Source organism: Amycolatopsis sp. NPDC005232 (genome assembly GCF_040607795.1).
Taxonomy (GTDB): Bacteria; Actinomycetota; Actinomycetes; order Mycobacteriales; family Pseudonocardiaceae; genus Amycolatopsis.
This window is the reverse complement of sequence record NZ_JBEXHL010000008.1, coordinates 94,906-115,489: the sequence shown is the minus strand read 5'-3', so window position 1 is coordinate 115,489 and position 20,584 is coordinate 94,906. Positions and strand designations below refer to the sequence as shown.

The following is a 20,584-nucleotide window of genomic DNA, read 5'->3' as shown; positions in this document are numbered from 1 at the left end:
GCGGTGATTATCGCCCGGCGGCATACCCCTGCATTCCGCGGGGGTTCGCCGCGGCCGAGAGAACGCCGGTCTCCGGGTCGCGGGCGACGGCGCACAACCTCCCTTCGGACCAAGGTTCTCCGACGGTCACGAGGTGGCCCCGGCGCTCCAGTTCGGCGATGACATCGTCGCCGACCCGCGATTCCACGGTGACGCTGCCGGCCACCATCGCGCGCGGGTAGAACGAGCCGGGGAAACTGTCGGTGTGCCAGTTCGGTGCGTCGATCGCGCCCTGCAGGTCGAGGCCGCTGCGCACTTTTTCGCGCAACGCGACGGCGAGGAAGAAATGCGCGCTCCACTGATCCTGCTGGTCGCCGCCGGGGGTGCCGAATGCCATCACGGGCACGCCGTCGCGCGAGGCCAGCGACGGTGTGAGCGTGGTGCGCGGGCGCTTGCCCGGGGCCAGCGAGTTGGGCAGGCCGGGGTCGAGCCACGCCATCTGCAGCCGGGTGCCGAGCGGGAACCCGAGCCGCGGGATGACCGGGTTGGACTGCAGCCAGCCGCCACTCGGCGTCGCGGCGATCATGTTGCCCCACCGGTCGACCACGTCGAGGTGGCAGGTGTCGCCGCGCGTCGCCCCGTCCTTGGCGACGGTCGGCTCACCCGCACCGGCGGCCGTGGCCACGGCGCCGCCGCTCGCCACGTACTGGGCGTGCTTGCTCAGACGTGGTTCCCGGCCGTCGGGGCGGCCCGGGCGCAGCTCGTGCGACGCGCGTTCGCTGATCAGCTTGCGGCGGGTTTCGTTGTAGGCGGGGGAAAGTAGCGTGGCGATGTCGACGTCGGCGCTGTCGCCGTACCAGGCTTCGCGGTCGGCCATCGCGAGCTTCGTGCCCTCGATGAGGGTGTGGTAGTAGTCCGGCGTGGCGTAGTCCAGGCCGTCCGCGTCCGGCAGGAGTGCGAGCTGCTGCAGCAGCGTCGGGCCCTGGCTCCACAGGCCGGCTTTCGCGATGGTCCAGCCGTTCCAGGTGAACGTGACCGGGTCCTCGTAGGTCGCGCGGAAGGCGGCGAGGTCGTCGCCGGTCAGGGTGCCGGCGTGGCGTTCGCCGGAGGTGTCCATGGTGGGCTTCGCCGCGAACTCGGCGATGGCTTCGGCGATGAAGCCTTCGCGCCAGACCTTGCGGGCAGCTTCGATCTGCGTCTCGCGGCTCGCGCCTGCGGCTTCGGCCTCGGTGATGAGGCGGCGCCAGGTGTTCGCGAGAGCGGGGTTCTTGAAGAGCTCGCCGGGCTTCGGTGAGCGTCCGCCGGGGAGGTAGAGCTCGGCGGAGGTGGTCCACTCGGTCTCGAACAGCTCGCGGACGGTCTCCACAGTGGCGCCGACGCGGTCCACGGTGGGGTGGCCGTTTTCGGCGTAGGAGATCGCGTACTTGAGGACCTCGCGCAGCGGCTTGGTGCCGTGGTCGTGCAGGAGCAGCAGCCACGCGTCGACCGCGCCGGGCACGGCGGCGGCGAGCGGGCCGGTGCCGGGCACGAGGTCGAGGCCGAGTGAGGTGTAGTGCTCGATCGTGGCGCCGGCCGGCGCGCCCCCCTGTCCACAGAGGACCTTCGGCGTGCCGTCCGCCGGGGCGACGATCATCGGCACCTCGCCGCCGGGGCCGTTGAGGTGCGGTTCGACGACGTGGAGCACGAACGCGGCCGCCACGGCGGCGTCGTAGGCGTTGCCGTCGTCTTCGAGCACGGCCATCGCGGCGGCCGAGGCGAGCCAGTGGGTGGACGACACCATTCCGAAGGTGCCCTGCAACGTGGGACGGGTCTGGAACATCCCTGCATCGTCGCGCGTACGTCGGCGTACGTCAAAGACATGTATGACACCGTTGCGATAGCCTGGTGCTATGGAACGTCGGCAGCTCGAGTACTTCGTCGCGATCGTCGAGCACGGCGGCTTCACCCACGCGGCGCGGGCGCTGCGGGTGGCCCAGCCGTCGCTGTCGCGCGCGATCGCCAAGCTGGAGCACGAGCTCGGTGTGGCGCTGTTCCACCGTGTCGGCCGCAACGCCGTGCTCTCCAGCGCGGGCGAGTTCATGGCCGACCGCGCGCGGTTGGTTCTCCGCGACCTCGACGCCCTGCGCGCCGCGGCCCGGGCCGTCGGCGATGGTCTCGCCGGGCGCGTCGACGTGGCAGCCACGTCGTCCTCCGCGCTGGAACCGGTGATCAGCATCATCGCCGACCTGCGCGAACGTCACCCGGGCGTGCTGGTGAGCACCTCCTCGGCGCTGTCGGCGGCGGAGGTCGTGGCGATGGTCCTGCAGGGCCGCTGCGAGGCCGGCGTCTGCGGCAGCGCGGAGCGTCCGACCGGCCCCGGCTTGGTGGCCCACCACCTGCGCGACGAGGAGTTCCTGCTGGTCGCGCCCCCAGGCTCGGGCGTGGGCGACCCGGTCGAGTGGTCCGACCTGCGAGGGATGCGCTTCGTCGTCACCAAACCCGCCACGGCGGTGCGCGCACTGTTCGACCGCATCGCCGCGACCGTCCCGGACGTCTCCATCGCCGCCGAAGTGGGCGACCGCAGCGTCGTCCTCCCGATGGTCCTGCGCGGCATCGGCGCCGGCCTCATGCCCGACGGCTGGACCGACCTGGCCCGCCGCGCCGGCGCGGAGGTGGTGCGCTTCTCGCCGGCCGAACGGTTACCGCAGTGGCTGGTGCACCGGTCCGGGCCGATCACGGCGGCTACGCAGGCATTTCTCGACACGACGTTGGCGGGCGTTTCCTGAGACGTGGTCGGAGCCGCGGTAGTCGCCCGTCGGATTCGGGCTTGCGGAGATGTTCCATCGCCGTCGCCACCTCGCATGCCTTGCTGCTCAGGCCGCGGCGTCGGCGTCAGCTGAACTTGGCCGAAGCCATCATCCCGTCGAAAGCCGCGTCCTGGGCGGGGGTGCTGGCGTGTTCGACGATGAGGAGTTTGCTGGTGGGCAGCCACCACATGCGGACCTGGTTGTTCTGTGCCGGGTCCTTGCAGGTTTCCTGGAAGCGCGCGTATTCGGCCTTCTTCGGGCCGACCGGGGCGAAGCCGTGTTCCAGGACCGCGCCGCCGGTGGCTTCGGAGGCGACGCCGGGGTCGGCGGACGGGCCGATGCACGTGGGGACGTCCGTGCCGGGGTACCAGCCGAACGCCCGCGTCGAGCTGGGGAGGTTGATCATGCCCCCGTCGGCGGCCTGGCGCAGGTCCAGGATCTTGCCCGCGCACGCGAAGGTGGCCGATTGCAGGCAGCCCTCGTAGCCGGGGTCGCGCGACTCGACGGCGTACTGCGTGCCGGCGGGGAGGGTGACGGTCATGGTGGCGATGGTCGCGGTGACGCCGTCGGTGGAGGGGTAGGACGGTCGCGTGGAGGGGACGGGGGAGCCGGTGCCCGGCGAGCCGCCGAGCTGCCCGACGTCACCCGCCGGGCTGGGCTGCGCTTGGCCGGTGGTGGTCTGCGTGCAGGCCGTCAACGCCACCGTCGCCGCGAGTGTGACGGTTGCCAGAAACCAGGATCTTCTTCGCACCGCTGCCCCTTTCCTCAGGCCTCCGGTGACTTCGACGTCGACGAGCGGCGCCGGTTCCGGTGCAGGGCAAAGGTTAGGCCACGGTCCGGGGCCGCCCGCGGAGTGCGCTCGCAGGCGGCCCGGGGCGCGGTCAGCGAGGGCTGCCCGGGGGTTTGTCGGCGTCTTCTGGGAGCCGCCGAAAAGGGTCGGGCGGCCGGCCCGTACACTACCGCGCCGAGCAGGAAACGGTGTCGATGCCAGCCGACGCGGGCGGCAGCGTCTCGGGCTTCGCGAGATCGAGCGTCACCGCCGGTTGTCCGGACTCGAGCGCGCGAGCGGTCTTGGCCGGGTCGCGGTGAGCAGCTACGGCTTCCGCGTCGAGCAGGGCGATCAGTGCCGAGCCGACGTTGCCGCTCGCGCCGGTCACAAGGATCAGGGCTTGCGCGCGATGCCGCCGACGATCAGGCGCTGGGCGACGTTCATCCCGGACAGCAGGGGACCGGCCGGCCACCAGGCCGCCAGCGGCACGATCTCCGGCTCGGCGCCCGGGCCCTGCGGCACGAGCTCGAGACCGTGGAACAGCTCCCGGATCTCCGCGCGCGTGCGCATGGTGGCGCCGCCTAGCGCGCCACTGCGAACGGTCTCGATGAGCTGTTCCATGGCCTGCGCGTCGTCGGAGCCGTCGTGCGGGTCGAGGATGTGGGAGATCACCACGAACGAACCCGGCGGCAGCCGGTCGATGAACTCCTGCGTGACCTCGGCCGGGCGGCCGCGGTCGCCTTTCCAGTGGTGCAGCGTCGCGACGAACAGCAGCGCGATCGGCCTCGTCCAGTCCAGGTGGCCGCGCACCACTTCGTCGTCGAGGATGCTGGCCGGCCGGTAGATGTCGCCCTCGACGTAACGGGTCCGCTCGTTCTCTTCGAGCAGCGCGCGGCCGTGCGCGGTGACAACCGGGTCGAAGTCGGTGTACACGACCTTCGCCTCGGGGTTGACGCGCTGCACGACCTGGTGCACGTTCTCGGCAGTCGGCAGGCCCGAGCCGCAGTCGAGGTACTGGTCGATCCCGGCGTTGCGGGCGAGGAAGGTGCACGCGCGGATGAGGAACGCCCGGTTCTCGACGGCGAGGTCGCGCACCTCCGGCATCTTCTCTGCCAGCTCGCGGGCGACCTTGCGGTCCACCTCGTAGTGCGTGTTGCCGCCCAGCAGGTAGTCGTACACGCGCGCGACGCTCGCCCGGTTCGGGTCGACGCCCGGCGGGCTGTCGAGTGCCGATCGGTCCGCGGGCTGCGACATCCGGGTGCCTCCTCGGTTTGCGTGGCGGGTACGACACCGAGGGTAGGGGTTCGCAGGTCACCGCGTAAAACCGGGCGGCGCGGTTCACGCGGCGCGCGGGACCGCCTTCGCGGCCGCCGGCTGTTGTACGCGCAGGTCGACGACCCGCAGCCGTGGCAGGACAACGCGCGGCCCGCCGACGGGCGCGTGATCCCGTTCGCCGACCTCATCCGCGAGCAGTGGAAGCGCGTCACCACCGAGGACCTCGCGCTGTCACCGATGTTCGTCGACGTGCAGTTCGACCGCGGCCGCGCCGACGCTGGTGGAGACGCCGATGCTGAGCGTGGTGTCCCAGGGCGACGACGGCATCGTCGTGCGCGGCTGGAAGGCGACGGGCACCTCGCTCGCCTTCGTGAACGGCTGCTGATCGGCAACCTGTGGCACCCGGGCCAAACGCCCGAGCAGACCGTACGCGCTCGTGCCGGTGAACTCTTAAGGACTCTCGCTCGTCTGCTGGGACTCCAACGCGACCCCGGACGCCGATCCGCGAGACCTGCAAGGCCTTTGTGATCGCTGTCGAGGAAACGGGGTTACTCACCGCCGGCGGGCTGTTCAAGCCGAACAACGTCTACGTCGACCTCGGCCGCGCCCACTATCTCGAGCACATCCACGACGTGGTCAACCAGCTGATCGAGTTCTGCGGCCGCGGGGTCGTGATGGCCCCGACGAAGGCCGATTTCGACCACCCGTACCTCGGTCCGAAGCTGGAGGAGCCGACCTGACGCAGGGCGGGGTCACGGCTGGCCGAGCGTGATGGCCGTGACCCCGGCCGCCGCGATGACGAGGCCGGTGATCTGGGGGCGGCTCCAGCGTTCGTGCAGCAGGCCGCGCGCGAGGACGATCGTGATGGCGGGGTAGAGCGACGTGATGACCGCGACCACGGCCAGCTGGCCCGCCCCGGTGGCGGCGACGAACAGCAGGTTGGCCGCGCCACCGAGGATCCCGGCGGCGGTCGCCGGCCACCACGCGCGCGACCACGACGTCGGCCGCAGCCAGATCGCGGCGATCACCAGCAGGAGCACGCCGACGGACTGGCCGGCGGCCAGCGGCCAGCTGCCCGCCCCCGTGCCCGCGCGGTCGAGGCCGATGAACAGGACCCCGAACCCGGCGCCGGCGATCACGCCCTCGACCACGCCGGACCGCTGGCGTTCCGCGTCGTCGCCCTGGTGCTGCGAGACGAGCGCGATGGCCGGCAGCACCAGCGCGATCCCCACCCACGACAGCCACGCCAGCCGGTCGCCCGTCGCGAACCCGACCAGCGCGGGCAGTGCCGCTGCGAGCACCGCGGAGACAGGCGCGACCACGCTCATCCGGGCTGTGGACAGCCCCCGGTAGAGCGCGAACGTGCCGACAGCCGTGCCGAGCCCGCTCACCGCGCCCCACATCAGCTCCTCGGCGTGCGGGGCGCGCGGGCCCATCACCAGCACGGCGACCAGGGCCGCGAGCAGGCTCCACGGCTGCGCGAGGACCGTGACGGCGTTCGGGTCGCTGCGCCGCCCGCCCACGCCGGCGACGAAATCGGAAGCGCCGTAGCTGAGCGCGGACAACAACCCCAGAAGGACACCCACGGGTCCATTCTGCCGAGTTCCCGCCGGGCCGGGATCGCGGCGTCGGTGAGGGAGCTGGTGGGCCTCGGCGGAACGGCTTCCACTCGGGCCGCCCTCGCCCTACCGGCGGCGCGGCGCGCGACCTCGCCGCACGCGAGCCAGGAGCGACGCGAGCCGCCGCGCCGAGGGCGGCTCGCCGGTGGTTCCGGCGTCAGTGAGGGAGCTGCTGCTCCGCGCTGCACCACCAGCTCGTGCGCCCGCCGACTTTGCCGCGGGCCATGGGCGCGTGGTCGCGCGGGCATTGGGCGCCGGGTTTGCGGTAGGGGATCACGGTGAGGGTGTGGACGCCGCCGTGGTCGAGGGCGGCGGTGACGGAGCCGCGGGTGGCGCGCAGGAGGCGGTCGACGGCCGGGCGGTCGAGCTCGTCGACGCGGTGGGCTGGGTGCACGCGGGCGCGCCAGAGGATCTCGTCGGCGAGGAGGTTGCCGATGCCGGCCAGGGCGTGCTGGTCGAGCAGGCGCGCCTTGACGGGTGCGGTGCCCTTGGTGATCGCGGTGCGGAACTCGGCGGGCGTGACCGCGGCGGCGTCGGGGCCGAGCAGCTCGATGTGCGGGTCGAGGGTGATCCGGCCGAGGCGGCGCGGGTCGACGAGCATCATGAGGCCGCCGTCGTCGAAGGTGAGGGCGAAGCGCGACCAGCGGTAGTCGCCCTGCACGCGGCGGCCTTCCCAGTAGTCGCCGCCGTCGATCTCGGTGCCGTCGGCGTCGGCGATCACGATCTTGCCGGACATCCCGAGGTGGACGCCGAGCGCGGGACCATCCTCGGCCGTGTCGCACCACAGCGATTTGCCCCGCCGGTGCGCGGCCACGAGCCGGCGCCCGAGGAGCGCCTCGCGGATCTCCCCGGGCGCGTGGGGCCGGCACACGTAGGAATCGGTGTCGTCGACGTCGACGATCAGCCGGCCGAGCGCCGCCCGGTCGATCACCGATCGGGCCGACTCGACCTCGGGCAGTTCGGGCACGGCGACTCCGCGGCTCGGGATGGACACGACGGCGACCATTGTCACCGACGCGATGCGATCCGGGCCGGTGACCCGCGAGCCCCGCGGATCACCGGCCGTGCGTCACTGGCAGGCTTCGCAGTCCGGGTCGTCGATGCGGCACGAGGCGCCGTCGGTGAGCTCGAAGTCGAAGTCGTCGAGCACGGGCACCGGCAGGGCCTCGGCCGTCTCGGACGCGGTGGAAGCAGTCATGTCTCTCCCTCGGGTCGGAACTGGTGTCTCCCTTCTGTAGCGCCGAAGATCGTCCGGCATTCCGTGACCCGGACCACAACGCGTGTCAGAACTGGTAGATCGACTTCGCCTGCTGGTAGCTCGCGAGCCCGTCCGGCCCGAGCTCGCGCCCGATGCCGCTCTGCTTCACGCCGCCGAAGGGGGCGGCGAGGTCCGGGACGTACCCGTTGATTCCGATGGATCCGGTGCGCACGCGGGCGGCGAGCGCGAGGCCGCGGTCCACGTCGGCGGTCCAGACGCTGCCGGCGAGGCCGTAGTCGGAGTCGTTGGCCAGCGCCACGGCTTCGTCGTCCGTGTCGTACGGCGTCACCGTGAGGACGGGGCCGAAGATGTCCTCGCGGGCGACGGCCCAGCGGTTGTCCACGTCGGCAAGGACGGTCGGCTGCAGGAACCAGCCGTCGTCCAACCCGGGCGGCCGTGCGCCACCCGTGACCAGGTGGGCGCCGTCTTCGAGGCCGCGGGAGATCGCGTCCTCGACCGTCTGCCGGTGGCGCTGCGACACCAGCGGGCCGATCTGCGTGGCGGGGTCGAGCGCGTCGCCCACGGTCAGCGAGCCGGCGAACGCGGCCAGGGTGTCGACGACTTCGGTGTAGCGGCTGCGCGGCGCGAGCACGCGGGTGGAGAGGAAACAGGTCTGCCCGTTGTTGATGAGCATCGCGCCGAACAGTGCCTCGCCCACCCGCGCCAGGTCGAGGTCGGCGTCGTCGAGCACCACGGCCGCCGATCGCCCGCCCAGCTCGAGGATCACCGGACGGATCAGCGTGCCGCAGATCTCGGAGATCCGCCGCCCGATCGCGGTGGACCCGGTGAACGCCACCAGGTCCACGCCGGGGTGGCCCACGAGGTAGGAGCTGGCGTCGGCTTCGGCGGGCACGACGTTGAGCACACCCGGCGGCAACCCGGCCTCGATCGCCGCTTCCGCGACGGCCCGGGTGTCGAGCACGGTCTGCGGCGACGGCTTGAGGATCACCGTGCACCCGGCGGCGAGCGCGGGCGCGTACTTCTGCGCAGCCAGCGCCTGCGGGAAATTCCACGGCGCGACCGCGGCGACCACACCGGCGGGTTCGCGCCGGACGTGTGTGGTGCCGCCGAACATCCCCGGGTTGCTGGTCTGCTCCGGCTGCGCGCGCACGAGTCCCGCGAAGTAGCGCAGCATCGCGGACGGGAATTGCGCTTCGATCTGCCCGGAGACGGCGATGGGCATGCCGTTCTGCTCGCTCACCGTCCGAGCCGTCTCGGCACCGCGCCGGTCGAGCGCCGCGGCGAACCGGTCGAGCGCGTCGGCGCGCTCCGAGACCGGCCATGTGGCCCAGCCGGCCGGATCGTCGAACGCGCCGCGGGCGGCGGCCACCGCCCGGTCCACGTCGGTGCGGTTGGCGGACACCGTGGTGCCGAGCGGTTTTCCGGTGCCGGCCGACCAGACGGAGATCGTCTCGGTACCGGCCGAAGCAGCCCAATCGCCGCCGATGAAAAGGGATTCACTGGTCGTCATTGCCCACTCTCCCTGGAGAAACGGTTCTCGCCCGCCGAGCCAACCGCGGTGATCGACACCGCTCCACGGATCGGTCCACTGGGCGGGCCCGGAACCTGAGCCGGCTGCTGGAGAACCGGTCCACTGGCCGAACCGTCCGGGTGATTTCGCGCTCGGCGGCCCGCACGCTGCCTGCATGGCACTCAGTGAAGAGGACGTCCGGCACCTCGCCGGCGAGCTGTGGGAGGCGGAGCGCAAGGCCGCTCCGGTCGCTCCCATCACCGGCAGGTTCCCCGGCGCGAACGTCGAAGACGCGTACGGCATCCAGCTGGAGGGCGTGCGGCTTCGTTGCGAGGCCGGCGATTCCGTGCGCGGGCACAAGGTCGGGCTCACGGCCCGGGTGATGCAAACGCAGTTCGGCGTGGACCGGCCCGACTTCGGCCACCTGCTCGCGTCGATGTTCCACCCGGAAGGAGAACCGCTGCCCGTCGGCTCGCTCATCGCCCCGCGAGCGGAGCCCGAGCTGGCGTTCGTGCTCGACTCCCCGTTGCAGGGCCCCGGCGTGACCGTGGCCGACGTGCTCGCCGCGACCGCGTTCGTGATGCCGGCGCTGGAGATCATCGACTCGCGCATCCAGGACTGGCGGATCGGGATCGTCGACACCGTGGCGGACAACGCGTCGTCGGCGCGCGTGGTGCTCGGCGGCAAGCGCACCCCGATCGCGGGGCTCGACCCGCGGCTGATCGGCGTGGTGCTGCGGCGCAACGGCGAGATCGTCGAAACGGGCGCGAGCGGCGCGGTGCTGGGGAACCCGGCGCAGGCCGTCGCGTGGCTCGCCAATACCGTGGCCGGCGACGGCGTGGTGCTCAAGGCGGGCGACGTGATCATGCCCGGCACCTGCACGCGCGCGGTCGAGCTCAAGCCCGGTGACACCGTGCGCGCGGACTTCGAGCACCTGGGCCACGTCGGCGTTTCCTTCAGCGCCGCCCGCGCCGCGGAGGTGGCCGCGTGACCGGCGTACGCACCTGGGCGGGCCGGCTCGACGACGCCGCCACCACGCAGGCGACGGTCGCGCCGCTCACCACCGACGGCCTGGCCGACCTCCGCACCGCCTACGAGGTGCAGGACACGCTCGTCCGCCTGCGGCTCGACCGCGGCGAACGCCTGGTCGGCGGCAAGCTCGGCCTGACCAGCCGTGCCAAACAGCTCGCGATGGGCGTGGACAAACCGCTCTACGGCCTGGTCACCAGCGGCATGAGCCGCGCCTCGGGCTCGCGCCTGTCGCTGAAAGACCTGATCCACCCGCGCGTCGAGCCGGAGATCGCGTTCGTGCTCGGCGAGGCGCTGGAAGGCCCCGACGTCACGGTCTCCGACGTCCTCGGCGCGACGCGGTACCTCTGCGCCGCGCTCGACGTGATCGACAGCCGCTACGAGGGGTTCTCCTTCCGTCACCTCGACGCGATCGCGGACAACGCGTCCTCCGCGGCCTTCGCGCTGGGCGACGACCTGGTCGCGCCGCACGGAGATCTCGCGTTGACGGGCTGTGTGCTCGAGGTCGACGGGCAGGTCGTCGAGTCGGCGGCCGGCGCCGCGGTGATGGGGCACCCGGCCGCCGCCGTCGCGTTCATGGCCAACCAGCTCGCCCTGGCCGGGAAACGTCTCGAGGCCGGCTGGGTCGTGCTCTCGGGCGGGCTCACCGCGCCTGTTCCGTTGCGGGCCGGTTCGACCGTGACCGCGACGCTCAGCGGGCTCGGCAGCGTCACCCTCGGCGCGGAATAAGGGAAAGGGACACCATGCCGTTCATCCAGATCAACCTTGGGGCCGGTCGCACGCCCGAGCAGAAGGACCAGCTCATCCGCGCCGTGTCCGCGGCGGCGGCCGAGGCGATCTCCGTACCGGAGACGTCGGTACGCGTGTGGGTCGTCGAAGTCCCGGCGACGGAGGTCCTCGTCGGCGGGGTCACGCTCGCCGAGCGGCAGGCCGCGAAACCGGCGGGCCCGGCATGACGCACTTCGTGCTGGTGCACGGCGGCTGGCACGGCGCGTGGTGCTGGGAGGCCGAGGTCTCCGCCCTGGAGGAGCGCGGCCACTCGGCGACGGCCGTGGAACTGCCGTCGGACGACGTGCGCGCGGGCGCCCGCCAGTACGCCGCCACGATCGCCGCCGCCGTGCGCGGTCCTGGCGACGTCGTGGTGGGTCACTCGCTGGCCGGCCTGGCGATTCCGCTGGTCCCGCAGCGGACGGCGGTCGCCGCGCTCGTCTTCCTGGCGTCGTTGCTGCCCGAGCCGGGCCGGTCGTGGCGAGACCAGCTGACGCTCGGACGCCCGATGGCCGAGTGGTTCTACGACAACGGATTGCCGAAGCAGGAACGCGACGAGCACGGGCGAACGGTGTGGCCGGCGTCGGTCGCGGCCGAGCTGTTCTTCCACGACTGTCCACCCGAGACGGCCGCCGCGGCCGCGGCCAGGCTCCGGCCCCAGTCGCCGGCCCCGATCACGGAAGTCACGCCCCTGCAGGCGTTTCCCGAGCTGCCGATGCACTACGTCGGCTGCCGCGCCGATCGGGCCGTCTCCGGGGAATGGGCCGAACGCACCGTGAAGGACCGGCTCGGCGCCGAAGTGACCTGGCTCGACACCTCCCACAGCCCGTTCCTGTCCGCCCCCGGCGAGCTGGCCGACCTGCTCGTCACCCTCGCTTCGAGATCGGAGGTCCGATGACCGCCGCCGTCACCACGCCCGACCTGCACCACCGCGTCGAACAGTTCCTCTACCGGGAAGCCGCGCTGCTCGACGAGTGGCGGCTCGACGAGTGGTTCGCGCTGATGCACCGGCGGATCGAGTACCGCATTCCGTCGCCGGGCTCCGACCACCTCGACCCGCGCCGCACGCTCCAGGTGATCCACGACGACCACACCCGCCTCGGTGGGCGCGTGACCCGGTTGAAGAGCAAGCACGCGCACGCCGAAAGCCCGCATTCGCGCACGCGCCGGCTGGTCACCAACATCCGGGCCGAACCCCTCGACGACACGGTGGTGGCGCGCGCCAACTTCCACGTGATGCGCACGCGGCTCGGCCAGCTCGACCACTTCCTCGGCACCTACCGCCACGTGCTGGTCGAAGACGGCGCCGGGTTCCTCGTCCGCGAACGGGTCGCGACCCTCGACCACGGCATCGTCGAGGCGGGCGGCACCGTGTCGATCATCCTGTGACGGGAGCGTGACCATGCTCGACCTGCACACCCACGTGGTGCCTCGGGAGACGCCCTTCATCACCTCGGCCGACTCGCGCTGGGCCCGGCTCGACACCGGAACCGGGGTCGTTTCGGTGTCCGGTAAGCCGTTCCGGACGGTGCACCGCGTCGCCTGGGATCTCGACGCCCGCCGCACCGCCGCCGAAGCCGCGGGCGGGACCGGCCAAATGCTGTCCGCCATGCCCGAGCTGCTCGCGCCGTGGGCCTCGCCCGGCGAAGGCCTCGCCTACGCGCAGGCCTTCAACGCTTGGCTCGCGAACGAAGTGGGACAGCACAACGGGTTCTTCACCGGACTGGGTGTCGTTCCGTTGCAGGATCCCGACGCCGCGGCAGATCTGCTCACCGAGATCGCCGACGCCGGTCTGCTCGGCGTCGAGGTGCCCTCGAACCCGCCGACGGCGCCCCTGCACGCGCCGGCGTGGGCCGGGTTCCTCGACGAGGCCGAACGGCTGGGGCTGCTCGTGTTCGTGCACGCGGCCGGGGGAGCGGCGGTCGCGGACTACCCGCACCCGATGGCCGCCAACGGGGTGCTGTTCCCCGCGGGCATCGGCACGGCGCTCGGCGGCCTGATCGTCACGGGCGCGCTGGCCGCGCGGCCCGGGCTGCGGCTGCTGGCCAGCCACGGCGGCGGTGCCCTGATCACCGAGCTGCCGAGGATCGACTACCTGCGCGGAATCACCCCGGCACTGCGGGAGCTGATGCCCGAGTCCGCTGTGGACTCCGCGCGCCGCCTGTGGTTCGACCCGCTGCTGTTCGACGCCGACCTGGTGCGCCACCTCGCAGAGACCGTCGGCGCGGATCGGATCGTGCTCGGCACGGACCACCCGTTCATGCCGACGGACCCGCTCGCGTTCCTCGATGACCCGGCGCTGCCCGCGGGGTTCGCGAAGGCCGTGCGCGAGACCAACCCCGCGGCGCTGCTCACCGCGCTCACCTGACCGAACTCCCGGCAAAGGAGCTGGAGACGATGACCTCCGAACCGATCGCACCCCCGTCCACCACGCTGGTCGACGACCGCCCCGCCGACGGGCTCTTCCGCGTCGACCGGGCCGCGCTCGTCGACGAGGGCGTGCTCGCGCGGGAACGCCGCGCCATCTTCGACAAGTGCTGGCTCTACGTCGGACACGTCTCGGAGGTGCCGAACCCGGGCGATTTCCGCGCCCGCACGGTGGCCGGGCGTCCGCTCGTGCTGTGGCGCGGCGGCGACGGCGAGGTGCGGGTGTTCCTCAACGCGTGCCGGCACCGCGGCGCCCAGCTGTGCCGCGTGCCCGAAGGTAACGCGCGTGGAATGTCGTGCTTCTACCACGCGTGGACCTACGCCAACGACGGCCGGCTGACCGCACTGCCCGACGTCGACGGCTACGGCCCCGACTTCGACCGTTCCCGCTTCAGCCTGAACTCCCCGCCGCGCGTGGAGGAGTACCGCGGGTTCGTCTTCTGCTGCTTCGATCCCGACGCTGTGACGTTGCCGGAGTACCTCGGCGAAGCCCGCGACTACCTGGACCTGGTGGCCGACCAGTCGCCGGACATGGAGGTGGTCGACGGTGTGCACGAGTACTCGATGGAGGCGAACTGGAAGCTGTTCGTGGAGAACAGTCTCGACGGCTACCACCTGATCCCCTTGCACCGCACGTACTTCGACTACCTGAAGTCCACTGAGGACTCCTACCTCGACCCGCGCAAGGCGACCGAGGCGAAGGATCTCGGAAACGGGCACGCGGTGATCACCGTCGAGGGTCCGTGGGCCCGCCCGGTCGCGCGGTGGACGCCGGCGATGGGGGAGGAGAACCGCGAGTACATCGAGGGGCAGCGGGCTCGGCTCGAAGAAGAGTTCGGTGCCGACCGCGCGCGCCGGATCGCGACGACCGACCGGAACCTGCTGATCTTCCCCAACCTCGTGATCAACGACATCATGGGGATCGTCGTCCGCACGATCACGCCCACCGCGGCCGGGCGCACGCTGGTGGCGCAGTGGACGATGGCGACGAAGGGCGAGCCGGAGTCGGTGCGGGCGCGGCGGCTGGACTCGTACGTGACCTTCCAGGGGCCGGGTGGGCTGGCGACGCCGGACGACATGGAGGCGTGCGAGTCCTGCCAGGAGGGGTTCGCCGTCGCGGCCGAGTCGCCGTGGTCGGACATTTCGCGGGGGATCCACAAGGAAGCCACGGATGGACCGTTCGTCGCGTCCGACGAAGTCCAGCAGCGTGCGTTCTGGCGTCGGTGGCGGGATCTGCTCGGCACCGTTTGATCGGGCACTGGATGATTCGGCAGTGTGGTCCGGCGGCGTTTGATCCGGCAGCGCTTGATTCGGCACTGCGTAGTCGGAGCGCCACCACGCGTTGACCTCACCCGAACAAATCCGGCCTGACGGCCGAGAACGGATATCGTGGCCGGATGCGCATCAGTGCCGAGGAGACGGAGCAGCACCGGTCGGTGGGGGACCGGATGCTGCTCATTCTCGACACCGTCGCGACCTCACCCGGCGAGGTGGGGCTCAGTGAGCTCGCGCGGCGGACCGGGCTGAAGAAGGCGACCGTGCACCGGCTGGCACTGGACCTCGTGGCGCACCGGATGCTCGAGCGCGGCGCGTACGGCTACCGGCTCGGGCTGCACCTGTTCGAGCTGGGCCAGCACGTGCCGGCTTCGCGGCGGCTTCGGGCGACCGCGTTGCCGTTCATGGCCGACCTGCTGACCGCGACGGGTGAGGTCGTGCAGCTCGGCGTGCTCGACGACACGGACATCGTGTACGTCGAGAAGCTCACCGGCCAGCACAGCGCCTCGGTGCCCTCGGCGGTCGGTACGCGGTTGCCCGCGTACTGCACGGGCCTGGGCAAGGCGATTCTCGCGTTCAGCGACGAATCCGCGGTCGAACGCGTGACGTCCGCGCCCATGCCGGCGCGGACCGGCACCACGATCACCGATCCGCGGCACTTCCTGCGGGAGCTGGCGAAAATCCACGACTCCGGCATCGCCTACGACCGGGAAGAGGGCACGCGGGGCATCGCGTGCGTCGCGGCGCCGATCGTGGTGGAGAGCTACGTCGGGCGCGACGGCCACCGAGCCGTCGCTGGGCTTTCCGTGACGGGGCCCGCGCACCGCCTGCAGCCGGCGCGGCTGGGGGCGGCGGTGCGGACCGCCGCCCTGAGCATCAGCCGTCTCCTGGGCTATCCGCTGCACTGACCCCGCGGGTTCACGCGTCGGTTTCGCCGGCCGGCCTGCGGACGCTCACGGTGGTGGTGCCGCCGAAGCGGGCCATGATCGTGCCCCCGGCTCGCAGCGGCACGGCGGAGGTGAGGCCGCCGGTGATGATCAGTTCGTCCTTCTTCAAGCCGCTTCCGCGCGCGGCCAGCTGCGCGGCCAGCCACGCGACTCCGTGCAGCGGATGTCCGGCGGCCGCCGCGGACGTCGCGGTCGCGACGAGGGCGTTGTCCTCGTGCAGCTCGACGGTGACCCGGTGGGCGTGCAGCGGATCCACGTCGAGCACCGGTCCCAGCACGACTCCAGCGGCCGAGGAGCCGTCGGCGGTGTTCTGTTCGGCGGTGAACCGGTAGTCACGCCAGATCGAGTCGACGACCTCGAGGCACACGCGCACCTCGGCGATCGCGTCGGCGACCTCGTGCAGCGCGAGCCCCGGCCCGGCCAGATCGCGGCCCAGGACGACGCCGATCTCCGGCTCGACGCGGGGATGCAGGAAACCGGTGGCTCGCGCGCCGACGCGCAGCACCATGTCGTCGAGCAGCGGCCCGTGGTTGGGCGCGGTGACGCCCATCTGCCGGCGCATCGCGGCGGAGGTGTAGCCGAGCTTGTAGCCGATGGCGCAGCGTCCTTCGGCGAGGCGCAGGCGAGTGAGGTCGTCCTGGATTTCGTACGCGCTGTCCAGCGACAGCGTGGTCGCTTCCGTTGCCGCGTCGAGGAGCGTGCGCTCGGTGCGGGCCCGGTGCAGCACTTGCGCGAGGGCGGGGGTTTCGATCGTCTCGGTCACTTCCTCATCGTCGCGGCCGGCGGCCGTCGATGAGTCCGACCGGTCCACTCGCCGGTCCGAAGCGTGGCCGGAGGTCCCGCCGGTTCCGAGACTGGACGTCACCACCCACTCGACGACGAGGAGGAACCATGGCCGAAGTACTGGGTCTCGGGGTCACCCACTACCCGCCGCTGAGCGGCACCGACGACAACCTGACGCGGGTGTTCCGCGGCGCGCTCGCGGACCCGAAGCTGCCCGCCGAACTGCGCGACCCGGCGTCGTGGCCCGAGCGGGCCCGCCGGGAATGGGCCGAAGACGAAGGTGTCGCGGCCGGGAAGGCGCACCGCGCGGCCTTGCTGGAGGGCTTCCGCCGCACGCGCGCCGCGCTGGACGAGTTCCAGCCGGACGTCGTGCTGATCTGGGGCGACGACCAGTACGAGAACTTCCGCGAGGACCTCGTGCCGCCGTACGCCGTGCAGATCTACGACGACCTCACGGTGCACCCGTGGCGCCACGCCGACGAGTCGTCGAACATGAAGGGCAAGCCCAACGTCTGGGGCGAGGGCGAGAACACCGAGCGCCTCATCCGCGGCCACCGGCCGTTCGCCCGCCACCTGGTGGAAGGGCTGCTGGCGCGCCACATCGACGTGCCGTACTCGTACGAGCCGCTGCACCACCCGGGTCTCGCGCACGCGTTCTTGAACACGGTGCTGTACCTGGACTACGACCGCGAGGGGTTCGACTACCCGGTGGTCACGTTTCCCTTGAACTGCTACGGCCGCAAGGTGATCAGCTTCCAGGGCAACATCAGCCCACTCGGTGTGGAGCGCGAGCTCGACCCGCCGTCGCCCTCGCCGGCCCGGATCATGGACGTCGGCGCGGCGGTCGCGCGGATCTGCGCGGACAGCCCGTACCGGGTCGCGATCGTCGCCAGCTCCAGCTGGTCGCACAGCTTCCTCGTGGACTCGACGATGCGGCTGTTCCCCGATTCCGCGGCCGACGAGAAGATGTACGACGCGCTCGTCGCCGCGGACTATCCGGTGTGGGAGAACACGACGCTCGCGGACGCTGAGAAGGCCGGCCAGCAGGAGCTGCTGAACTGGTGGGCGTTGCTCGGCGCCATGCGGGAGCTGGGCCGCGCGCCGAGCTGGACGAGCTTCGTGGCGTCGAACATTTTCGTGTCCAACAAGGTCTTCGCGGTCTACGACGCGGAGCAGCGGTGACGCGCTGCGACGTCGCGGTCGTCGGCGCCGGGCCCGCGGGGCTGTTCGCGGCCGTGTACGCGGGGATGCGCGGGCTGTCGGTGGCGGTCGTCGACGCGCTGCCGGAGCCCGGCGGGCAGATCACCGCGCTGTACCCGGAAAAGCTGATCCGGGACGTCGCCGGGTTCCCTGCGGTGAAGGGCCGTGATCTCGTCCGCGGACTGGTGGAGCAGCTCGACCAGTTCTCGCCGCGGATGCTGCTCGGGCACCGGGCGACGGCGCTGGACGACCTGGCGGACGGGCGGCTGCGGCTGGGCTTCGACGATGGTGCTGTGCTGGAGGCCGGCGCGATCGTGGTCACGGGTGGGATCGGCACGTTCTCACCGCGCAAGCTGCCGTGCGGCGAAGAGTTCCTGGGCCGCGGGCTCAGCTACTTCGTCCGCGATCCGGCCGAGCTGGCCGGCGGCCGCGTGCTCGTGGTCGGCGGCGGCGACTCGGCGCTCGACTGGGCCGAGACGTTGCAGCACACCGCGGACGTCACGCTCGTGCACCGCCGCGACACCTTCCGCGCGCACCTGCACACCGTGGGCCAGGTACTGGCCGGCCCGGCGACCGTGCGCACGAACGCGACCGTCGAACGCCTCGACGGCGACGCCCGGATCACGCGCGCGACCCTGCGCGACACGGTGAGCGGCGAGACGACCCAGGTGCCGTGCGACTACGTCGTGGCGGCGCTGGGGTTCGTCGCGAACCCGGGCCCGCTGCTGCAGTGGGACCTGGCGACGCACGACCGCAAGATCGTGGTCGACGCAGCCATGCGCACGTCGCGGCCCGGCGTCTTCGCCGCCGGAGACATCTGCACCTACGACGGCCGGGTCCCGCTCATCGCGGTCGGCTTCGGCGAGGCGGCCACCGCCGTGAACCACGCGGCCGTCCACCTCGACCCGGCCGCCTCCCCCTTCCCGGGGCACTCCACCGACGGCCCGGCGATCGCCGCCCGGCCCCTGCGAGTCCCCGCCTGACCCGAGAGGACCCCGGCCATGGCCTACGTCATCACCGACGCCTGCGTCGACATCCTCGACCGCGCGTGCACCGAGGAATGCCCGGTCGACTGCATCTACGAAGGCGACCGCAAGATGTACATCAACCCCGTGGAATGCATCGACTGCGGCGCTTGCGAACAGGCCTGCCCGACGGGCGCGGCGCTCGCCGACCGGATGCTCGCCGGCACCGACGCGCAGTGGAACACGGCTGACAATGCCGGGTTCTTCACCGAAGTGCTGCAAGGCCGGGAAACCCCGCTCGGCACCCCCGGTGGCGCTACGCACCTGGGCGCGGTGGGTGTGGACACCGAGACCGTCGCCGCGCTGCCTCGTACCTGATTCGGAGAGAACTGTGACAACCCTGGAAAACCGGCCGGTCGCCGGAGTCGATCCGTGGACCGGTGAGGCGCTGGAGGCCGGCGCGGTGGAGAACAACGCGGAGGAAGTGCGCGCGATCGTGGCGGAGGCGGCCGCGGCGGCGCCGGGGCTGGAGGCGCTGGGCCGGCGAGGGCGGGCAAACCTGCTGCGTGCGCTCGCGCGGGCGCTCGAAGCCGCGCGCGAGCAGATCGTCTCGGTCGCCGACGCCGAGACGGCGCTGGGTGCGCCGCGGCTCGGCGGGGAGCTGACCCGAACGTGTTACCAGTTGGAGTTCTTCGCCGGCGTCGTGGAGGACGGCGGCTACGTGGAGGCGACCCTCGACCCGGCCGGGCCGACGCCGATGGGGCCGCGGCCGGACCTGCGGCGGATGCTGGTGCCGATCGGGCCAGTCGCGGTGTTCGGGGCGAGCAACTTCCCGCTGGCGTTCTCGGTACCCGGCGGGGACACGGCGTCGGCCCTGGCGGCGGGAAACCCCGTGGTGGTCAAGGCGCACGGCTCGCACCCCGGGACTTCGCGGCTCATCCACGAGGTCCTGAGGGAGGCGCTCGTCGCGGCGGGGGCGCCGGCCGGCGCGCTCGGGCTGGTCTTCGGGCGGGCGGCGGGTGAGAGCCTCGTGACCGATCCCACGATCAAAGCGGTCGGGTTCACGGGCTCGCTGTCCGGCGGCCGGGCGCTGCTGGACCTCATCCACGGCCGCGCGGAACCGATCCCGTTCTACGGTGAGCTGTCCAGCCTCAACCCGCTGGTCGTCACCGCTGCCGCGGCGCGCGAGAGGGGCGCCGAAATCGGGGTGGGCCTCGTCGCGTCGGTCACCGGGTCGGCGGGGCAGCTGTGCACGAAGCCCGGGCTCGTGCTGGTGCCGGCGGGTGCCGACGGCGACGCCGTGGTGGCCGCTGCGGCCGAAGCACTCGGCAAGGCGGAAGTCGTGCCGTTGCTCAACCGGCGAATCCACCAGGCGTACCTCAGCGACACCGCCGAGCTCGTCCGTGCGAAGGAAGTGTCCGAAGTGGCCAGTGGACCGAAACCCGGCGGCGGGTATGGGGTGGCTCCGCTTCTGACCACTGTGGATGCCGACGGGATCCCCGCCGAGGCGTTCGCGGAGTACTTCGGCCCCGCCGCCGTGATCGTGCGGTACCGGAGCCAAGCCGAGCTGCTCGCCGTCGTCGACCAGGCGCCCGCGTCGCTCACCGCCACGCTGCACCTCGGCGCGGACGAGGCCCCGAAGGACCTGGTCACCGAGCTCAGTCGGCGCGTCGGCCGCCTGGTGTTCAACGGCTACCCGACCGGCGTGGCGGTGAGCTGGGCCCAGCACCACGGCGGCCCGTGGCCGGCGACCAACAGCCTCCACACCTCCGTCGGCGCCACGGCGGTCCGCCGGTTCCTCCGGCCCCTGGCCTGGCAGAACGCCCCCGCGCACCTGCTGCCTGACGACCTCGCCGACCACCCCGCGGCACCCCTGCCGCGCCGGATCGACGGGCAGCTGCGGACCCCGCGCTGAGGAAACAATTCTTACCCGTCGATTACGGCGCGACCCCGGCGGGTAAGAATTGGATATCCGCACAAATCAACCCTCGATAACTCGTAGTAGATCAGTAATATATTACTGTTCCTTTCGC

Annotated in this window: 23 protein-coding genes; 14 read left to right on the top strand and 9 right to left on the bottom strand. The window is 71.9% G+C overall.

The genetic code is table 11. The annotated features are described in order from the left end of the window. Positions 1-7 precede the first annotated feature (7 nt). Positions 8-1,798: a gamma-glutamyltransferase gene (locus ABZU76_RS17450; protein WP_354870338.1), complete on the bottom strand. Its 1,791-nt coding sequence runs from the start codon at positions 1,796-1,798 to the stop codon at positions 8-10. Positions 1,799-1,868: 70 nt separating this feature from the next. Here ABZU76_RS17450 and ABZU76_RS17445 point away from each other — a divergent pair, with 70 nt between their 5' ends. Beyond that, positions 1,869-2,744, top strand: a complete 876-nt coding sequence (locus tag ABZU76_RS17445) for a LysR family transcriptional regulator (RefSeq protein ID WP_354870336.1) — start codon at positions 1,869-1,871, stop codon at positions 2,742-2,744. Between the two features lie 106 nt (positions 2,745-2,850). Here ABZU76_RS17445 and ABZU76_RS17440 read toward each other — a convergent pair whose 3' ends face one another. The 3 genes from ABZU76_RS17440 to ABZU76_RS17430 all read right to left on the bottom strand — a co-directional run bounded on the left by ABZU76_RS17440 (position 2,851) and on the right by ABZU76_RS17430 (position 4,788). Beyond that, positions 2,851-3,516 (bottom strand): hypothetical protein, encoded by a 666-nt coding sequence (locus tag ABZU76_RS17440; RefSeq protein ID WP_354870334.1) that lies wholly within the window; start codon positions 3,514-3,516, stop codon positions 2,851-2,853. A 205-nt stretch (positions 3,517-3,721) separates the two neighbouring features. Further along, positions 3,722-3,922, bottom strand: coding sequence for an NAD(P)H-binding protein (locus ABZU76_RS17435; protein ID WP_354870332.1), 201 nt, complete (start codon positions 3,920-3,922; stop codon positions 3,722-3,724). Between the two features lie 5 nt (positions 3,923-3,927). After that, on the bottom strand, positions 3,928-4,788 hold the full coding sequence (locus ABZU76_RS17430) for an SAM-dependent methyltransferase (protein ID WP_354870330.1): 861 nt from the start codon (positions 4,786-4,788) through the stop codon (positions 3,928-3,930). Positions 4,789-5,309: 521 nt separating this feature from the next. On the opposite strand from ABZU76_RS17430, the gene ABZU76_RS17425 reads away from it, so the two are divergent. Then, on the top strand, positions 5,310-5,549 hold the full coding sequence (locus ABZU76_RS17425) for a 4-hydroxyphenylacetate 3-hydroxylase C-terminal domain-containing protein (protein ID WP_354870841.1): 240 nt from the start codon (positions 5,310-5,312) through the stop codon (positions 5,547-5,549). A gap of 12 nt (positions 5,550-5,561) precedes the next feature. Here the strand turns inward: ABZU76_RS17425 and ABZU76_RS17420 are convergent, their stop codons facing one another. The 4 genes from ABZU76_RS17420 to ABZU76_RS17405 all read right to left on the bottom strand — a co-directional run bounded on the left by ABZU76_RS17420 (position 5,562) and on the right by ABZU76_RS17405 (position 9,157). Further along, positions 5,562-6,395, bottom strand: coding sequence for a DMT family transporter (locus ABZU76_RS17420; RefSeq protein WP_354870328.1), 834 nt, complete (start codon positions 6,393-6,395; stop codon positions 5,562-5,564). 190 nt (positions 6,396-6,585) lie between these two features. Continuing rightward, positions 6,586-7,422 carry a DNA-formamidopyrimidine glycosylase family protein gene (locus ABZU76_RS17415; protein WP_354870325.1) on the bottom strand — a complete coding sequence of 279 codons (837 nt, stop codon included), beginning with the start codon at positions 7,420-7,422 and terminating at the stop codon, positions 6,586-6,588. Positions 7,423-7,497: 75 nt separating this feature from the next. Further along, positions 7,498-7,626: a hypothetical protein gene (locus ABZU76_RS17410; RefSeq protein WP_354870323.1), complete on the bottom strand. Its 129-nt coding sequence runs from the start codon at positions 7,624-7,626 to the stop codon at positions 7,498-7,500. A gap of 85 nt (positions 7,627-7,711) precedes the next feature. Further along, entirely contained in the window at positions 7,712-9,157 is a 1,446-nt protein-coding gene (locus tag ABZU76_RS17405; protein ID WP_354870322.1) for an aldehyde dehydrogenase, read from the bottom strand. 175 nt (positions 9,158-9,332) lie between these two features. Here ABZU76_RS17405 and ABZU76_RS17400 point away from each other — a divergent pair, with 175 nt between their 5' ends. From ABZU76_RS17400 to ABZU76_RS17365, 8 genes are all read left to right on the top strand, one after another. Next, the gene (locus ABZU76_RS17400) at positions 9,333-10,148 is read left to right on the top strand and encodes a fumarylacetoacetate hydrolase family protein (RefSeq protein ID WP_354870320.1); all 816 of its coding nucleotides are present in this window, start codon (positions 9,333-9,335) and stop codon (positions 10,146-10,148) included. Continuing rightward, entirely contained in the window at positions 10,145-10,915 is a 771-nt protein-coding gene (locus ABZU76_RS17395) for a fumarylacetoacetate hydrolase family protein (RefSeq protein ID WP_354870318.1), read from the top strand. Before ABZU76_RS17400 ends, ABZU76_RS17395 begins: the two co-directional genes overlap by 4 nt. Before the next feature lie 14 nt (positions 10,916-10,929). Continuing rightward, on the top strand, positions 10,930-11,142 hold the full coding sequence (locus ABZU76_RS17390; protein ID WP_354870316.1) for a tautomerase family protein: 213 nt from the start codon (positions 10,930-10,932) through the stop codon (positions 11,140-11,142). Next, complete coding sequence (locus tag ABZU76_RS17385) at positions 11,139-11,852, top strand: alpha/beta fold hydrolase (protein WP_354870313.1); 714 nt, start codon at positions 11,139-11,141, stop codon at positions 11,850-11,852. Before ABZU76_RS17390 ends, ABZU76_RS17385 begins: the two co-directional genes overlap by 4 nt. Next, complete coding sequence (locus ABZU76_RS17380; protein ID WP_354870311.1) at positions 11,849-12,343, top strand: aromatic-ring-hydroxylating dioxygenase subunit beta; 495 nt, start codon at positions 11,849-11,851, stop codon at positions 12,341-12,343. Before ABZU76_RS17385 ends, ABZU76_RS17380 begins: the two co-directional genes overlap by 4 nt. Before the next feature lie 13 nt (positions 12,344-12,356). Next, the gene (locus tag ABZU76_RS17375) at positions 12,357-13,322 is read left to right on the top strand and encodes an amidohydrolase family protein (RefSeq protein ID WP_354870309.1); all 966 of its coding nucleotides are present in this window, start codon (positions 12,357-12,359) and stop codon (positions 13,320-13,322) included. Between the two features lie 29 nt (positions 13,323-13,351). Next, the gene (locus ABZU76_RS17370; protein ID WP_354870306.1) at positions 13,352-14,632 is read left to right on the top strand and encodes an aromatic ring-hydroxylating dioxygenase subunit alpha; all 1,281 of its coding nucleotides are present in this window, start codon (positions 13,352-13,354) and stop codon (positions 14,630-14,632) included. A gap of 146 nt (positions 14,633-14,778) precedes the next feature. After that, complete coding sequence (locus ABZU76_RS17365; protein WP_255637996.1) at positions 14,779-15,564, top strand: IclR family transcriptional regulator; 786 nt, start codon at positions 14,779-14,781, stop codon at positions 15,562-15,564. 10 nt (positions 15,565-15,574) lie between these two features. On the opposite strand, the gene ABZU76_RS17360 is transcribed toward ABZU76_RS17365, so the two are convergent. Next, a complete protein-coding gene (locus ABZU76_RS17360) occupies positions 15,575-16,366 on the bottom strand; it encodes a fumarylacetoacetate hydrolase family protein (RefSeq protein WP_354870303.1) in 792 nt (263 codons plus the stop codon). A 128-nt stretch (positions 16,367-16,494) separates the two neighbouring features. Between ABZU76_RS17360 and ABZU76_RS17355 the strand changes: the two genes are divergently transcribed. From ABZU76_RS17355 to ABZU76_RS17340, 4 genes are read left to right on the top strand one after another with little or no spacing between them, the layout of a single operon-like run. After that, on the top strand, positions 16,495-17,568 hold the full coding sequence (locus tag ABZU76_RS17355; RefSeq protein WP_354870301.1) for an extradiol ring-cleavage dioxygenase: 1,074 nt from the start codon (positions 16,495-16,497) through the stop codon (positions 17,566-17,568). Next, positions 17,565-18,569, top strand: a complete 1,005-nt coding sequence (locus ABZU76_RS17350; protein ID WP_354870299.1) for an NAD(P)/FAD-dependent oxidoreductase — start codon at positions 17,565-17,567, stop codon at positions 18,567-18,569. Before ABZU76_RS17355 ends, ABZU76_RS17350 begins: the two co-directional genes overlap by 4 nt. 18 nt (positions 18,570-18,587) lie before the next feature. Further along, complete coding sequence (gene fdxA / locus ABZU76_RS17345) at positions 18,588-18,929, top strand: ferredoxin (RefSeq protein ID WP_354870297.1); 342 nt, start codon at positions 18,588-18,590, stop codon at positions 18,927-18,929. Positions 18,930-18,942: 13 nt separating this feature from the next. Beyond that, entirely contained in the window at positions 18,943-20,466 is a 1,524-nt protein-coding gene (locus tag ABZU76_RS17340; protein WP_354870295.1) for an aldehyde dehydrogenase family protein, read from the top strand. Positions 20,467-20,584 lie beyond the last annotated feature (118 nt).

Excerpts from the sequence above, each read along its gene's own strand:
- ABZU76_RS17355 (WP_354870301.1), top strand. The coding sequence starts at position 16,495 with ATGGCCGAAGTACTGGGTCTCGGGGTCACCCACTACCCGCCGCTGAGC.
- ABZU76_RS17365 (WP_255637996.1), top strand. The coding sequence starts at position 14,779 with ATGCGCATCAGTGCCGAGGAGACGGAGCAGCACCGGTCGGTGGGGGAC.
- ABZU76_RS17385 (WP_354870313.1), top strand. The coding sequence starts at position 11,139 with ATGACGCACTTCGTGCTGGTGCACGGCGGCTGGCACGGCGCGTGGTGC.
- ABZU76_RS17400 (WP_354870320.1), top strand. The coding sequence starts at position 9,333 with ATGGCACTCAGTGAAGAGGACGTCCGGCACCTCGCCGGCGAGCTGTGG.
- ABZU76_RS17390 (WP_354870316.1), top strand. The coding sequence starts at position 10,930 with ATGCCGTTCATCCAGATCAACCTTGGGGCCGGTCGCACGCCCGAGCAG.
- ABZU76_RS17445 (WP_354870336.1), top strand. The coding sequence starts at position 1,869 with ATGGAACGTCGGCAGCTCGAGTACTTCGTCGCGATCGTCGAGCACGGC.
- ABZU76_RS17380 (WP_354870311.1), top strand. The coding sequence starts at position 11,849 with ATGACCGCCGCCGTCACCACGCCCGACCTGCACCACCGCGTCGAACAG.
- ABZU76_RS17430 (WP_354870330.1), bottom strand. The coding sequence starts at position 4,788 with ATGTCGCAGCCCGCGGACCGATCGGCACTCGACAGCCCGCCGGGCGTC.
- ABZU76_RS17410 (WP_354870323.1), bottom strand. The coding sequence starts at position 7,626 with ATGACTGCTTCCACCGCGTCCGAGACGGCCGAGGCCCTGCCGGTGCCC.
- ABZU76_RS17405 (WP_354870322.1), bottom strand. The coding sequence starts at position 9,157 with ATGACGACCAGTGAATCCCTTTTCATCGGCGGCGATTGGGCTGCTTCG.
- ABZU76_RS17450 (WP_354870338.1), bottom strand. The coding sequence starts at position 1,798 with ATGTTCCAGACCCGTCCCACGTTGCAGGGCACCTTCGGAATGGTGTCG.
- ABZU76_RS17370 (WP_354870306.1), top strand. The coding sequence starts at position 13,352 with ATGACCTCCGAACCGATCGCACCCCCGTCCACCACGCTGGTCGACGAC.
- ABZU76_RS17375 (WP_354870309.1), top strand. The coding sequence starts at position 12,357 with ATGCTCGACCTGCACACCCACGTGGTGCCTCGGGAGACGCCCTTCATC.
- fdxA (WP_354870297.1), top strand. The coding sequence starts at position 18,588 with ATGGCCTACGTCATCACCGACGCCTGCGTCGACATCCTCGACCGCGCG.